Source organism: Myxococcus sp. CA005 (assembly GCF_006518205.1).
In the GTDB taxonomy this organism is placed as follows: Bacteria; Myxococcota; Myxococcia; order Myxococcales; family Myxococcaceae; genus Myxococcus; species Myxococcus xanthus.
Genome location: NZ_SRLV01000019.1, coordinates 54,447 through 70,266 on the forward strand (window position 1 = coordinate 54,447; position 15,820 = coordinate 70,266).

Consider the following 15,820-nt stretch of genomic DNA (forward strand, 5'->3'; position numbering starts at 1 on the left):
AACCTGGCCAGACCCTAGAAGGTCGGATTTGCCTGCTATGTAGCGCCTCGCTTCCTTCCGGACAGACGAGCGCGCTCCCATGCACGAGACTCCGCGAACCCTCCTCGAAGTCCTGACCCAACGCGCCTTCAGCGAGACGGCGCACCGGAAACAGTACGCCTTTCTCGGCGATTCAGAAGGTGAGGAAGCCTCCCTGAGCGCGAGGGAGCTTCACGCGCAGGCGGCGCGCATCGGCGCGCTGTTGCAGGCACAGGGCGCGCAGGGCCAGCGTGTGTTGCTGTTGTACCCGCCGGGGCTGGACTACGTGGCGGGCTTCTTCGGCTGCCTCTACGCGGGGGCGGTGGCGGTGCCCGCCTATCCGCCGGACCCGGTGCGGCTGGAGCGCACCCTGCCCCGCCTTCGCGCCATCATCCAGGACGCCGAGGCCACGGTGGTGCTCACCACGTCCGGCATCCTCTCACTCGCGGACTTCGTCTTCGAACAGGCGCCGGACTTCCGGGCGCTGAAGTGGCTGGCGACGGATGAGCTGCCCGCGGGCGGGGAGTCGTCGTGGATTGAGCCCCAGGTGAGCCCGGATACGCTGGCGTTCCTCCAGTACACGTCTGGCTCCACGGGCACGCCCAAGGGCGTGATGCTCAGCCACGCGAACCTGATTCACAACCTGGGGCTGATTGCCGGCGCCTTCCAGACGGGGCCGCAAAGCTCGGGCGTCATCTGGCTGCCGCCGTACCACGACATGGGCCTCATCGGAGGCATCCTCCAGCCGCTGTTCGCGGGCTTCCCCGTGACGCTCATGTCGCCCATGTCCTTCCTCCAGCGGCCCATGCGCTGGCTGGAGGCCGTGTCCCGGTATGGCGGCACCATCAGCGGTGGACCCAACTTCGCGTTCGAGCTGTGCGCGCGGCGGGCCACGCCCGAGGACATCCAGGCGCTCGACCTGCGGGCCTGGGACGTGGCCTTCTGCGGCGCGGAGCCCATTCGCGCCGCCACGTTGGATCGCTTCGCGGAGGTGTTCGCGCCCAGCGGGTTCCGCCGTGAGGCCTTCTACCCCTGCTACGGCCTGGCCGAAGGCACGCTCATCGTCACGGGTGAGGAGAAGGGCCGCGTGCCGCGGGTGCACGTCCTGCAGGACGCCGCGCTCGGCCGAGGGCAGGCGGTCCGCGTCGAGCCCGGCTCCGAAGGTTCGAGGCCCCATATCGGTTGCGGCTCCACGTTGGCCGAGCAGCGGCTGCTGATCGTGGACCCGGAGTCGCGCGTGCCATGTGCGCCGGGTCAGGTGGGCGAAATCTGGGTCTCCGGTGGAAGCGTCGCGCAGGGCTACTGGCGCAAGCCCGAGGACAGCGTGGACATCTTCCAGGCGGTCCCGGTGGGGGCTGAGGCCGGTCCGAAGTACCTGCGCACCGGCGACCTGGGGCTGCTGCTGGAGGACGGGCAGCTCATCGTCACCGGCCGGCGCAAGGACCTCATCATCCTGCGGGGCCGGAACCTGTATCCGCAGGACGTGGAGAGCATCGTGGAGCGGGCCCACCGCAAGGTGCGTCCAGGCTGCATCGCGGCGTTCGCCATCGAGACTCCAGAGGGCGAGGCCCTGGCGGTGGTCGCGGAGGTGTCGCGAGACGTGGCGGAGGGCGCGGACCCGGCCGCGCTGGGCGCCGTGGCGGACACGCTGCGGAAGGCCATTGTCGCGGAGCTTCAGGTCCAGCCGCACACACTGGCGCTGCTGCCGCCGGGCTCGGTGATGAAGACGTCGAGCGGGAAGATCCAGCGCTTCGCCTGCCGTGCCGCCCTGGTGTCCGGCGAGCTGCCCATCGTGTGGCGCAGCGGGACGGGTGTCATCTCGGGGCCCGCGTCCCTGCCCGCGCCCGCTCCGGCCATCCAGCCCGCGCTCTCCCAGGAGGAACTGGAGACGGCGCTGCGTGAGGAACTGGTGGCGGTGCTCGGCGCCGAGGCCGTTGGACAGGACGCCAGCACGCCGCTGACGTTGCTGGGCCTGGACTCGCTGGGGGCCGCCGACCTCCAAGGCCGCGTGGAGAAGCGGCTGGGGGTGCGCGTCTCCATCGCCGCGCTGTTGCAGGACCTGAGTCTGCGGTCGCTGGCGGAGTCCGTGTCCGCGGAGGGCACGGGGCGCCGGTTGCCCCCGCTCCAGCGCCGTCCCGCGGGTGACGCGCCCACCCCCGCGTCCTTCACGCAGGAGCGGCTGTGGTACCTCCTCCAACTGGATCCATCCTGGACGTCGAACCAGATTCCGGTGGCGCTGACGCTGCGCGGGACGCTCGACGTGGCGGCGCTGGAACGGGCCCTGTCGGAGGTGCTGCGCCGGCACGAGGTGCTGCGCACCCGCTTCGCGTCCCGCGATGGCGCGCTGCTTCAGCGCGTGCAGGCGGCGGGCCCCGTCTCCCTGCCGTGCCTGGACTTCATGGGCGTGAGGGGTGACGCGCGGCAGGCGACGCTCGAAGCCCAGGCAGTGCTCGATGCGCAACACCCCATGGACCTGGAGGCAGGCCCGCTGGTGCGGTGCTCCCTGCTGCGCTTCGGCCCGGAGGACCACGTCCTGCTGACCGTCCTGCACCACCTGGTGGTGGACGGCACGTCCGTCGCGCTGTTCATGCGCGAGCTGGCGGCCCTTTACGGCGCGTTCGTGGAGGGACGGCCGTCGCCGTTGGCGGAGCCGGAGTTCCAGTATGGAGACTTCGCCGCGTGGCAGCGCGCGTACTTCACGCCGGATGCGCTCACCACGGAGCTGATGTGGTGGAAGGAGACGCTGGCCGGCGCGCCCCAGTTGCTGGCCCTGCCCACCGACCGGTCTCGGCCGCAGCGGTTGTCCGTCCACGGTGCTCGTCGCCTGCGCCTGCTGCCCGCGTCTCTCATGGCCCGGCTGCATGCGCTGGGACGGCGCCAGGGCGCCACGCCGTTCATGAGCGTGATGTCCGCGCTGGCCACGGTGCTGCACCGCTGGAGCGGCCAGTCCGACTTCGTCGTGGGCACCGTCATCTCCGGCCGTGACGCGGCGGGCACTCGCGAGCTGATGGGCGACTGCACCAACTTCATCCCGTTGCGGGTCCGCCTGTCCGAAGCCGCGACGTCCGCGGACATGCTCTCCGAGGTGAAGTCGCGGATGCTGGGGGCGCTCGCGCATGGGTACGTGCCGTTCGAGCAGATTCTCGCGGCCGTGCAACTGCCTGGGGCGGAGCGGCGCGAGCTGTACAACGTGGGGTTCATCCTTGACGACTACGAGCTGCCGCGCGCGTTGTCCGTTCGCGGCGGGCTGACGCTCGACGTGTCCCTGGTGGACAACCACACGGCAGAGCTGGACATGACCTTCGAGGCGACGCACCGTCCTGAAGGCCTGCTGATTGGCTGCAAGTACTCCGCGGACCTGTTCGATGCGGAGACAGCGGACCGGCTCCTGAGCCATCTGGAGCACGTGATTCGCGGAATGGTGGATGCGCCGGAGGCGCCGCTGACCACCCTGCCGTTGATGAGCGAGGCCGATCGGCAGCACGCGCTCCACGGCTGGAATCCCCGCGTTGAAGCGCCTCCGTTCGGCACGCTGACGGACCTCATCGAAGCGCAAGTCGAGCGCACGCCGGACGCGGTGGCGGTGGCGTTCGAGTCGGAGCGGCTGACGTACCGGGAGCTGGACGCGAAGGCCAACAAGTTGGCGCACCACCTGCGTGGCCTGGGCGTGGCCCCAGAGTCGCTGGTGGGCGTGTGCCTGGAGCGCTCGGTGGACATGGTGGTGGCGCTGCTGGGCGTGCTGAAGGCGGGCGCTGCCTACGTGCCGGTGGACCCGGCGTACCCGAAGGAGCGTCTGGGGTGGATGCTGGAGGACACCGGGGCATCGGTGCTGCTGACGCACGAGAAGTGGAAGACGGTGCTGCCGCCCAGCGCCGCGCGAGTCGTGTGCCTGGACAGTGCAGCGGGAGAAGTGGCGAAGCAGCCGGTGACGAAGCCGGCGGTGCAGGTGGGCCCCCAGGCGCTGGCGTACGTCATCTTCACCTCAGGAAGCACGGGGCGTCCGAAGGGGGCGATGAATGCGCACGAAGGCGTCGTCAACCGGTTGAAGTGGATGCAGGAGGAGTACGGGCTTAGCGGCACGGACGTGGTGCTGCAGAAGACGCCCTTCAGCTTCGACGTGTCGGTGTGGGAGTTCTTCTGGCCGCTGCTGGCGGGGGCGAAGCTGGTGGTGGCGCGGCCTGGAGGACACCAGGAGCCGGCGTACCTGGTGAAGCTGATGAAGGCGGAGGGCGTGACGACGGTGCACTTCGTGCCGTCCATGCTGCGCGCCTTCGTGGAGGAGCCCGGGCTGGAGGGACTGGGAAGCCTGCGGCGGGTGGTGTGCAGCGGCGAGGCGTTGAGCGCGGAGTTGGTGAAGAAGGCGTACGCGCGGCTGCCCGCCCCGGTGCGCGTGCACAACCTCTACGGCCCGACAGAGGCAGCAGTAGACGTCACGTACTGGCCCTGCCCGCGTGGAGAGGACTTCCACCGGGTGCCCATTGGCCGGCCGGTGGCGAACACAGTGCTGTACGTGCTGGACGTGCACGGGCAGCCGGCGCCGGTGGGCATTCCGGGCGAGCTGCACATTGGCGGCGTGCAGGTGGGACGCGGGTACTGGCAGCGGCCGCAGTTGACGGCGGAGCGATTCATCCCCGACGCCTTCAGCGGCATTCCGGGCGCGCGCCTGTACCGAACCGGAGACGTGGCGCGGTGGTTGCCGGACGGCACGCTGGAGTATCTGGGCCGGGCCGACTTCCAGGTGAAGCTGCGCGGCTTCCGCATCGAGCTGGGTGAAATCGAGGCCGCGCTTGCCGCGGACCCGGCCGTCCACGACTCCGTGGTGCTGGCTCGTGAGGATTCGACGGGTGACCAGCGGCTGGTGGCCTACGTCGTCCTGGACGATGCGGCGGCAGCGCAGGAGGTCGACGCGTCCTCCCAGTGGCAGGCCATCTACGACGAGGCCTACGCACGCGAGACGACGGAGAGCGAAGACCCGACCTTCAACATCGTCGGCTGGGAGGACAGCTACACCGGCGAGTCGCTTCCGCCCGCGCAGATGCGTGAGTGGGTGGACACCACCGTGGCGCAGATCCTCAGCTTCCAGCCCAAGCGGGTGCTGGAGCTGGGGTGCGGCACCGGCCTCCTCCTGTACCGGCTGGCGCCTCGCTGCGAGGCCTACTGGGGCGTCGATTTCGCCCGGCCCGCCCTGGACCGCATCGAGCGCCAGCGTGAGCGCATGGGCGGCGCTCTGGATTCCGTGCACCTGCTGCACCAGAGCGTGGACGACTTCTCGGCCCTGGAGCCGGGCTCGTTCGACACAGTCGTCATCAACTCAGTCGTCCAGTACTTCTCCAGTCCTGAGTTCCTGCTCGACGTGCTTCGCGGGGCCGTGCGCGTCCTGAAGCCAGGGGGCCGGGTGTTCCTGGGCGACGTGCGGAGCCTGGAGCTGCTCGAAGCCTTCCGTGCCTCGGTGCGCCTCCACCGGACCGCGGGCCCCGGGGCCACGTCCCAGTTCGCCTACCGTGTTCAGCGCGACATCCTGGCGGAGAAGGAACTGGTCCTCTCCCCTGCCTTCTTCACCGCTCTGCCAGAGCGCATCCCGGGCATCCAGCGCGTGGAGGTGCTGCCGAAGCACGGGCGCTACGACAACGAGCTCAGCCGCTTCCGCTACGAGGTCATCCTCCACGTCGGCGACGCCGCCAGGACTCCCGCCCGGCGCACGAAGCCGGACTGGGTGGACGGCGCCGGACTCACCCTGGACGGACTGCGCGAACAACTGAGCGCCCGGCCCGGACTGCTGGCCGTGCGGGGGCTCCCCAACGCGCGAGTCCTGGAACCCACCCGGCTCGTTGAACTGCTGTCCGCCACGCCCCCGCCCACGGTGGCGAGGCTTCGCGAGGCCCTGCATGACTGGTCGGGGCCCCGCGGCGTGGAGCCGGAGGACCTGTACGTTCTGGGCTCGGAGCTCGGCTACGAGGTCCGGGTGAGCTGGGCCTCCGCGCACCGGGATGGTGCGCTGGACGTGGTGTTCGCGCACCCCGATGAGGTGGGCACGCTCGACCTGTCCCCCGAACCAAAGCAGGTCACCTCCTGGGATGGCCTTGCCAGCGATCCGCTGCGCGGGGCTCGGAGTGCACAGGCGGTGAGCCGTCTCCGCGACGCGCTGGCGGACAAGCTGCCGCCGCACATGGTGCCCTCCGCCTTCGTGGTGCTGCCCGCCCTGCCCTTGTCTCCCAATGGCAAGGTCGACCGCAAGGCACTGCCCGCACCGGAGGCCGAGCGCCTGGGCGCCGCGGATGCCTTCATCGCGCCCCGGACGCCCACCGAGGAGAAGGTGGCGCGCATCTTCGGTGAGATTCTGGGCCAGTCCCGAGTCGGCGCGAACGATGACTTCTTCGCGCTGGGGGGACACTCCCTGCTGGCCACGCAGGTGGTCGTGCGCGTGCGCGCGCAGCTCAACACGGAGATCTCGCTGCGGACCCTGTTCGACGCACCCACCGTGGCCCGTCTGGCGGAGCGCATCGAATCGCAGGTCCAACTGGCCGACGCACCGGGTGTCCCGGCACTGGTCCCGCTGGAGCGCGGTCCGTCCGCTGACGAAGGACTGGCGGCGTCCTTCGCGCAGCAACGGCTCTGGTTCCTGGAGCAACTGCACCCCGGGCAGGCCGCCTACAACCTTCCCGCGGCCCTGCGGCTGACGGGACCGTTGGATGTGGAGGCCCTGCGGCGCACTTTCCTGGAAGTGGTCCGCCGTCACGAAGCGGTGCGCACCACCTTTGTCACGCGCGAGGGCCAGCCCGCCCAGCGCATCCACCCGGCGCCGGCTGAATGGCCGCTGCCCGAGGAGGACCTGCGCGGCCTGGAGCCTATCGCCCGTGACGCGGCCGTGCAGGCCCGGATGGCCGAAGAGGCCCACCGCGCCTTCGACTTGGAGAAGGGTCCGCTGCTGCGCACGGTGCTGCTGCGCACCGGCGCGGACGCGCATGTGCTGCTGCTGTGCATGCACCACATCGTCTCGGATGGCTGGTCCATGGGCGTGCTCGTGCGGGAAGTGGCCGCGCTCTACGAGGCGCTGTCTCAGGGGCACGAGGCCGCGCTGCCCGCGTTGTCGGTGCAGTACGCGGATTACGCCGCGTGGCAGCGGCGCGTACTGGAAGGCCCGGCGCTGGCGCCGCAACTCGACTGGTGGCGCTCACGCCTCGAAGGCGCTCCCACGCTGGAGTTGCCCACTGACCACGCGCGTCCTGCCGTACGGACGCTGCGAGGTGCCACTCATGCGTTCACGATGCCACCCTCCCTGGTGGCCGGGCTGGAGCGCGTGGGGCAGGAACAGGGTGCCACGCTCTTCATGGTGCTGATGGCGGGCTGGCAGGCGCTGCTCGCGCGCTACTCCGGACAGACGGACTTCTGCGTGGGCACACCGCTGGCCCATCGCACGCGGCCCGAACTCGAAGGGCTCATCGGCTTCTTCGTCAACACCCTGGCGCTGCGCGCGAACGTGGACGGCGATCCTCGTTTCGATGACCTGGTGGCGCGAGTCCGCGAGGAGTCCCTGGCGGCATTCGCGAACCAGGACGTTCCCTTCGACCGGCTGGTGGAAGCGCTGGGAGGCCAGCGCGACCTGTCGCGCACGCCGCTGTTCCAGGCTGCCTTCGTTCTCCAGAACGCCCCCATGCAGCCGCCCACGTTGCCGGGCATGGTCGTCGACGTGCTGCGCACGGGCACGGACACGGCCCGGTTCGATGTGACGCTGTTGCTGGTGGAGCGTGGCGGACGGCTGGAGGGCGAACTCGAGTACAGCCTGGACCTGTTCACCCCGGACGCCGCGCGCCGCATGGTGGAGCACTTCCAGCGGCTGCTCCGTGGCGTCTCGGCGGACGCGGCTCGCCGCATCAGCGCGGTGCCGCTGTGGAGCGAGGCCGAGCGCGACGAAGTCCTCGTGGCCTGGAACGACACGGCCGCTCCCTACCCCGCGGACACCACCGTCCATCAGCGCTTCATGGAGCAGGCCCGGCGGACGCCGGAGCGCGTGGCGGTGACCTTCGAGGGTCGCTCGCTTACCTATGCGGAGCTGGATGCTCGCTCCAACCAACTGGCCCGGCACCTGGTGTCCCTGGGGCTGGAGCTGGAGGCGCGCATCGGTGTGTGCGGATCCCGCGGGCTGGAGCTGGTCATCGGGGTGCTCGGTGCGCTCAAGGCCGGTGGCTGCTACGTGCCGTTGGACCCGTCCTGGCCCATGAAGCGCCTGGAGCACGTGTCCTCGGCGGCGCGCCTGTCCGCGGTGCTGACGTGGCAGTCGCTGTTGCCCTCACTGAAGGACGGCCCCTGGCACGTCGTGGCGTTGGACGCGGATGCGGCGGACATCGCCCGCCAGTCCACGGAGGCCGTGCCCGTTCCGGTGTTGCCTGATGCGCTGGCGTTCGCGACCTTTACCTCGGGCTCCACGGGAACGCCCAAGGGCGTGGCCATTCCGCACCGGGGCCTGTTGAGACTGAGCGAGGGCACTCGCTTCCTGACCCAGTCCCCCGAGGAAGTCACCCTTCAGCTCTCTCCCTTGGCCTTCGACGTCTCCAGCGTCGAGCTCTGGGGCACGCTGCTGCACGGTGGCCGGCTCGTCGTGTACCCGCCCGGGACGCCCGAGCTGGACGCAGTGGCCCGCCTCATCATCGAGCACAAGGTGTCGTGGCTCCTCCTCCCAACGTCGCTCTTCGGGTTGATGCAGCAGCACCAACCCGAGGCGCTGCTGCGCGTGCCCAACCTGATGGTGGGCGGCGAAGCGCTTCCGGCGCCTCGGCTGCGGGAGCGGCTGGCGCAGGGCGGAGCCCTGACCAACGCCTACGGGCCGACGGAATGCAGCACCATGGTCACCCGGTACACGCTGTCTCCAGGGGACACCGTGGGGCTCTCCGTGCCCATCGGCCGGCCCATCGACAACACCGAGGTCTACGTGCTCGACCCGGCGCTGTGCCCCGTGCCAGTGGGCGTGCCGGGTGAGCTGTGCCTGGGCGGACCGGGGCTCGCGCGGGGCTACCTGAACCGCCCGGACCTCACCGCCGAGTGCTTCGTGCCCCACCCGTTCAGCGCCGTCCCAGGCGCCCGGCTGTACCGCACGGGTGACCGGGTCCGTTGGCGCCCGGACGGCGTGCTGGAGTTCCTGGGCCGCCTGGACCATCAGGTGAAGGTGCGCGGCTTCCGCATCGAGTTGGGTGAAATCGAAGCCGTGCTGCGCGCCCATCCCTTCGTCGCCGAGGCCACGGTCGTGGTGCGCGAGGACGGCTCCGGGAGCAATCGCCTGGTGGCGTATGTCGTGCCTCCGCAGCCGGATGTGGCCCCGCTGCGCGAGTATCTGCACCAGCACCTGCCCGACTACATGCTCCCGTCCGCGTTCATCGGACTGGACGCCTTCCCGTTGACGCCGACCGGCAAGGTGGACCGCAAGGCCCTGCCGGCTCCGGACCTTGGTCTGGGGGCGTCGGACTTCGTGGCGCCCCGGACGGAACTGGAGCAACAACTGGCGGCCCTGTTCCGCGAAGCGCTCGACATCGAGCGCGTGGGCCTGAACGACGACTTCTTCCTCCTGGGCGGCCATTCGCTGCTGGCCACCCAGGTCGTGACGCGGCTGCGCGCCCGACTGGGTGTGGAGCTGCCGCTGCGAACGTTCTTCGAGGCCCCCACCGTGGCGCGTCTCGCCGCGCGACTGGAGTCGGCACCGCGAACGGGCGCCTGGCTCCCGCTGGAGCCCGTCTCCCGGCCCGCCAGTGGCGAAGCGACGTTCGACGTCTCGTCCGCCCAGCGCCGCCTGTGGTTCATGGAGCAACTCCATCCAGGGCTCGCCGTCAACCACATCCCCGCGGCGCTGCGGCTGACGGGGCGGCTGGACGTGGAAGCCCTGCGGCGCACCTTCCTGGAAGTCGTCCGCCGGCATGAGGCGGTGCGCACCACCTTCGTCACGCGCGGGGGCCATCCCGCCCAGCGCATCCATCCGGTGCCTTCCGAGTGGCCGCTGCCTGTGGAGGACTTGAGCGGCCTGGAGCCTATCGCCCGTGACGCGGCCGTGCAGGCCCGCATGGGCGAAGAGGCCCACCGCGCCTTTGATTTGGAGAGGGGCCCGCTGCTGCGCACGGTGCTGCTGTGCACCGGCCCGGACGCGCATGTGTTGCTGCTGTGCATGCACCACATCATCTCGGACGGTTGGTCCATGGGCGTGCTGGTGCGCGAAGTCGGCGCGCTGTACGAGGCGCTGGCCCAGGGGCGCGAGTCCCCGCTGCCCGCGTTGGTGGTTCAGTACGCGGACTACGCAGCATGGCAGCGGCGCCTGCTGGATGACCCGGCGCTGACGCCGCAGTTGGACTGGTGGCGATCGCGCCTCGAAGGCGCTCCCACGCTGGAGTTGCCCACCGACCATGCGCGCCCCGCGGTCCATGGCGCCAAGGGCGCCACGTACTTCTTCTCCCTGCCCGCGGAGCAGGTCGCGGGCTTGGAGCGGGTGGCCTTGGCCCACAATGCCACCTTGTACATGGTGCTGATGGCGGGCTGGCAGGCGCTGCTCGCGCGCTACTCGGGTCAGACGGACTTCACGGTGGGCACGACGGTCGCCGCCCGAAGCCGGCCTGAGCTGGAGGGGCTCATTGGCGTCTTCGTCAATCCGCTGGCCTTGCGGTGTCGGTTGGACGGCAACCCGACCTTCTCCGAACTCGTGACCCGGGTCCGCGAGGAGTCGCTGGGGGCCTTCGCCCATCAGGAAGTGCCTTTCGAGCAGCTCGTGGACGCCCTGGGCGGCGAGCGCGACCTGTCCCGCACGCCGCTGTTCCAGACGCTCTTTGTGCTCCTGAGCTCGGACCTGCTTCAGGCACCATCGCTCCCGGGCCTCCAGATTGACGTGCTGCCGAACGCGACGGACACGTCCCGCTTCGATTTGACGCTCTCGATGATGGATCGGGGCGGCGCGCTGGACGGCCAACTGGAATACAGCCTGGAGCTCTTCACTCCGGACACCGCTCGACGGATGGTGGAGCACCTCCGAGTGCTCCTGGCCGCGGTGGCGGACGGGGCCGGCGCGCAGCGGCTCAGTGAGTTGCCCCTGATGGATGCAGGGGAGCGGCAGCAGGTCCTCTCGACCTGGAATGCCACCCAGGCCGCCTACCCCGTGGATGCGACCGTGCCGTCGCTCTTCGCGGCCCAGGCGCTGAAGACGCCGCATGCCGTCGCCGTGGAGCACGACGGCCGCACGCTCACGTACGCGGAGCTGGATACGCGCTCCAACCAGCTCGCGCATCACCTGAACGCGTTGGGCCTGGGCGCGGAGGCGCGCGTGGGCGTCTTCCTGCACCGGGGACTGGACCTGCTGGTGGGCCTGCTGGGCATCCTCAAGGCGGGCTGCGCCTACGTGCCGCTGGATCCCGAGTATCCCGCACAGCGGCTGGCCTTCATGGCCGAAGACTCGGGCGTGGCCGCCATCCTCACCGAGGCCGCGCTGGAGGACGAACTGCCCGCGGGCGCTCAGGTCGTCATCGTCCTGGATGACGAATGGACGTGGATTGAGCGCCAGCCGTCGACGCCCGTGACGGGCGGGATCGTGGGCCCGGACCAGCTCGCGTACATCACCTACACCTCCGGCTCCACGGGAACGCCCAAGGGCGTGGCCATTCCGCACCGGGGCGTGGTGCGCCTGCTCATCGGGTCGCGCTTCGTGGACCTGGGGCCGTCGGAGGTGGTGCTGCAATTGGCACCGTTGGCCTTCGACGCGTCCACCTTGGAGATCTGGGGCGCGCTGCTGCACGGGGCTCGTCTGGTGCTCTATCCCCAGCGGACGCTGGACCTGGCCGAGCTGGGACAGGCCCTGGAGCGGCACCACGTCTCCGTGCTCTGGCTGACGGCTGCGCTCTTCGACCAGATGCAGCAGCACCAACCGGAAGCCCTGCGCAAGGTGCGTCAGCTCCTCGCCGGCGGCGACGTGCTCCCGGCGCCTCGGGTCCGCGAACGGCTGGCGCAAGGCGTGGGGCTGGTGAACGGCTACGGCCCCACGGAGAGCACCACCTTCACCGCATGCCACCGGATGGCGGCGGGCGACGCCGTGGGTGACTCCGTCTCCATTGGCCGGCCCATCGCGAACACCCAGGTGTACGTGCTGGACCCGGCGATGCGGGCCGCGCCCGTGGGTGTGCCAGGCGAGGTGTTCATCGGCGGCGACGGCCTGGCCCGGGGATACCTGGGACAGCCCGCGCTGACCGCCGAGCGCTTCGTGCCCAATCCCTTCGGGCCTCCGGGCGCCCGGCTGTACCGGTCGGGAGACCGCGCGCGCTGGCTGGCGGACGGTACGCTCCAGTTCCTGGGCCGCGTGGACTTCCAGGTGAAGCTGCGGGGCTTCCGCATCGAGCTGGGGGAGATCGAGACCGCGCTGCGGAGCCACTCCGAGGTGGAGACGGCGATTGCCTTGGTGCGCGAGGACAGCCCGGGTGACCGGCGGCTGGTGGCCTACGTGACACCGGAGGACGTGGACACCGCGTCCCTCCGGGAGCATCTGCGCCAGCGGCTCCCGGAGTACATGGTGCCCAACGCCGTGGTGGTGCTGAGCACCCTGCCCCTGTCGCCGAACGGAAAGGTGGACCGCAAGGCGCTCCCGGCACCGGACCTGTCGCCCGCCGAGGACACCCAAACGGCGGCCCTGCCCCTGCTCCAGCAGCAGTTGGCGACGTTGTTCCGGGAGGTGCTGCGCGTCGAACGCGTGCGGCCTCAGGACGACTTCTTCGAACTCGGCGGCCATTCGCTCCTGGCCACGCAGTTGGTGACGCGTGTCCGCGCGGAGCTTGGCGTGGAGGTCCCGCTGAGGACGCTGTTCGAGGCGCCCACGCTCGCGGGCCTGGCGGAACGCATCGAGGCGCTGATGATGCAGGCGTCGCGTGCGTCGATGCCGCCGCTGGAGCCCGTGCCCCGGAATGCGGCGCTGCCCTTGTCCTTCGCGCAGCAGCGCCTGTGGTTCCTGTCGCAGTTCCAGAAGGGACATGCCGTCTACAACGTGCCCTTCGCTCTGAAGCTCTTCGGGCCACTGGACATGGACGCGCTGCGGCGCACCTTCGCCGAGGTGGTCTCCCGGCATGAGGTGTTGCGTACCTCCTTCCCCGTGACGGAAGGGCTGCCCAGGCAGCAGGTCAACCCGGCGCCGGCGGTGTGGGACCTGCCCGTGGAGGACCTGTCCGCAATGGTGGGGCCGGCCCGTGATGCGCGCGTGCGCCAGCGGATGATCGCGGAAGCCCACTTCCCGTTCGACTTGTCCACCGGGCCGCTGTTCCGGTCGGTGCTGCTCCGTCTGGATGCGGACGCGTATGTGCTGCTGCTGTGCGTGCACCACATCGTCTCGGACGGCTGGTCCTTGGGGGTGCTGGTGCGCGAGGTCTCCGCCCTCTACGCGGCGTTCAGCGAAGGCAAACCGTCTCCCCTGCCGCCCCTGGCCGTCCAGTACGCGGACTTCGCCGCGTGGCAGCGCCAGTGGGTGCTGCACGATGGCATCCAGACCCAACTGACCGAGCTGCGCAGCCATCTCCAGGGCGTCCCCGCGCTGGAGTTGATCGGTGACCTGAGCCGGCCCGCGGTCCGTACCGTTCGTGGCTCGAGCCAGTTCTTCACGGTGTCGCCGGAGCTCGTGCAGTCCCTGGAGAAGGTGGCTCGCGACCAGGGGGCCACGCTCTTCATGGTGCTGCTGGCCGCGTACGAGGTCCTGGTCTCCCGCTACTCGGGACAGCAAGACTTCTGCGTGGGCAGCCCCATTGCCCACCGCACGCAGTCCGAGCTGGAGCCGTTGATCGGCTTCTTCGTCAACACGCTGGCCCTGCGGGCCCGGCTGGAGGGCGCGCCGACCTTCGCGGAGCTGGTGTCTCGCGTGCGCGAGGAGGCGCTGGCGGCCTACGTGCGCCAGGACGTGCCCTTCGACCGGCTGGTGGAGGCCATGGGGGTCGAGCGCGGCGGCGGCAAGTCGCCGCTCATCCAGGTGATGTTCGCCTTGCAGAACTCGCCCATGCAGCTGCCTGCGCTGGCGGGCATGCGGGTGGAGCCGTTGAGGTCCGCCACGGAAACGGCCCGGCTCGACCTCACCCTGTCGATGATGGATCTGGGCGACGGAGCGCTGGAGGGGGCGCTGGAGTACAGCACCGACCTCTTCACGCCCGAAGCGGCGAAGCGTCTGATACGGCACTTCCAGACCTTGCTGGAAGCCATCGTTCGGGACCCCGAGATGCGCATCCAGTCGCTGCCGATGCTGCCCGAGGATGAGCAGCACCAGGTGCTGAAGGGCTTCCAGGGACGGGAGATGGCGCCGGCGTCCGAGGCGAGCATCCACGCACTGGTGGAAGCGCAGGTGGCACGCACGCCGGACGCGGTGGCAGTGGCGTTCGAGTCGGAGCGACTGACGTACCGGGAGTTGGACGCGAGAGCCAACCAGGTGGCGCACCACCTGAGGGGGCTGGGGGTGGCACCCGAGTCGCTGGTGGGCGTATGCCTGGAGCGCTCGGTGGACATGGTGGTGGCGCTGCTGGGCGTGCTGAAGGCGGGCGCTGCCTACGTGCCGGTGGACCCGGCGTACCCGAAGGAGCGTCTGGGGTGGATGCTGGAGGACACCGGAGCGTCGGTGCTGCTGACGCACGAGAAGTGGAAGTCGGTGCTTCCGCCCAGCGCCGCGCGAGTCGTGTGCCTGGACAGCGCAGCGGGTGAAGTGGCGAAGCAGCCGGTGACGAAGCCGTCGGTACAGGTGGGCCCCCAGGCGCTGGCGTACGTCATCTTCACCTCTGGCAGCACGGGGCGTCCGAAGGGGGCGATGAATGCGCACGGAGGCGTCGTCAACCGGTTGAAGTGGATGCAGGAGGAGTACGGGCTTAGCGGCACGGACGTGGTGCTGCAGAAGACGCCCTTCAGCTTCGACGTGTCGGTGTGGGAATTCTTCTGGCCGCTGCTGGCGGGGGCGAAGCTGGTGGTGGCGCGGCCTGGAGGGCACCAGGAGCCGGCGTACCTGGTGAAGCTGATGAAGGCGGAGGGCGTGACGACGGTGCACTTCGTGCCGTCCATGCTGCGCGCCTTCGTGGAGGAGCCCGGGCTGGAGGGACTGGGAAGCCTGCGGCGGGTGGTGTGCAGCGGCGAGGCGCTGAGCGCGGAGTTGGTGAAGAAGGCGTATGCACGGCTGCCCGCACCGGTGGGGGTGCACAACCTCTACGGCCCGACGGAAGCAGCGGTAGACGTCACGTACTGGCCCTGCCCGCGTGGAGAGGACTTCCACCGGGTGCCCATTGGCCGGCCGGTGGCGAACACAGTGCTGTACGTGCTGGACGTGCACGGGCAGCCGGCGCCGGTGGGCATTCCGGGCGAGCTGCACATTGGCGGCGTGCAGGTGGGACGCGGGTACTGGCAGCGGCCGCAGTTGACGGCGGAGCGATTCATCCCCGACGCCTTCAGCGGCATTCCAGGCGCGCGCCTGTACCGCACCGGAGACGTGGCGCGGTGGCTGGCGGACGGCACGCTGGAGTACCTGGGCCGGGCCGACTTCCAGGTGAAGCTGCGCGGTTTCCGCATCGAGCTGGGTGAAGTCGAGGCCGCGCTGCGCGCCCACCTCGATGTGTTCGACGCCGTCGCTGTGGTTCGCGAAGACGCCCCGGGCGATCAGCGCCTCGTAGCCTATGTCACGGGGGAGCCAGCCCTGGACGTGGCGGCACTGCGGGCACGGCTGGTTGAGCAGCTACCGGCCCACATGGTGCCCACGGCCATCGAGACGCTGCCGTCCCTGCCTCTGTCTCCCAACGGCAAGGTGGATCGTAAGGCCCTGCCTCAACCGAGGGCCACT

The 15,820-nt window shown here is 70.1% G+C and carries 1 protein-coding gene (running past one end of the window); it reads left to right on the forward strand.

Annotated features, from left to right (window positions below; translation table 11 throughout):
* The first annotated feature begins 79 nt into the window (after nucleotides 1-79).
* Nucleotides 80-15,820 carry the beginning of a hybrid non-ribosomal peptide synthetase/type I polyketide synthase gene (locus FMQ63_RS11270; protein WP_011553792.1) on the forward strand. 27,084 nt of this gene lie beyond the right edge of the window, so only the first 15,741 of its 42,825 coding nucleotides appear in the window; it begins with the start codon at nucleotides 80-82; the stop codon falls past the right edge of the window.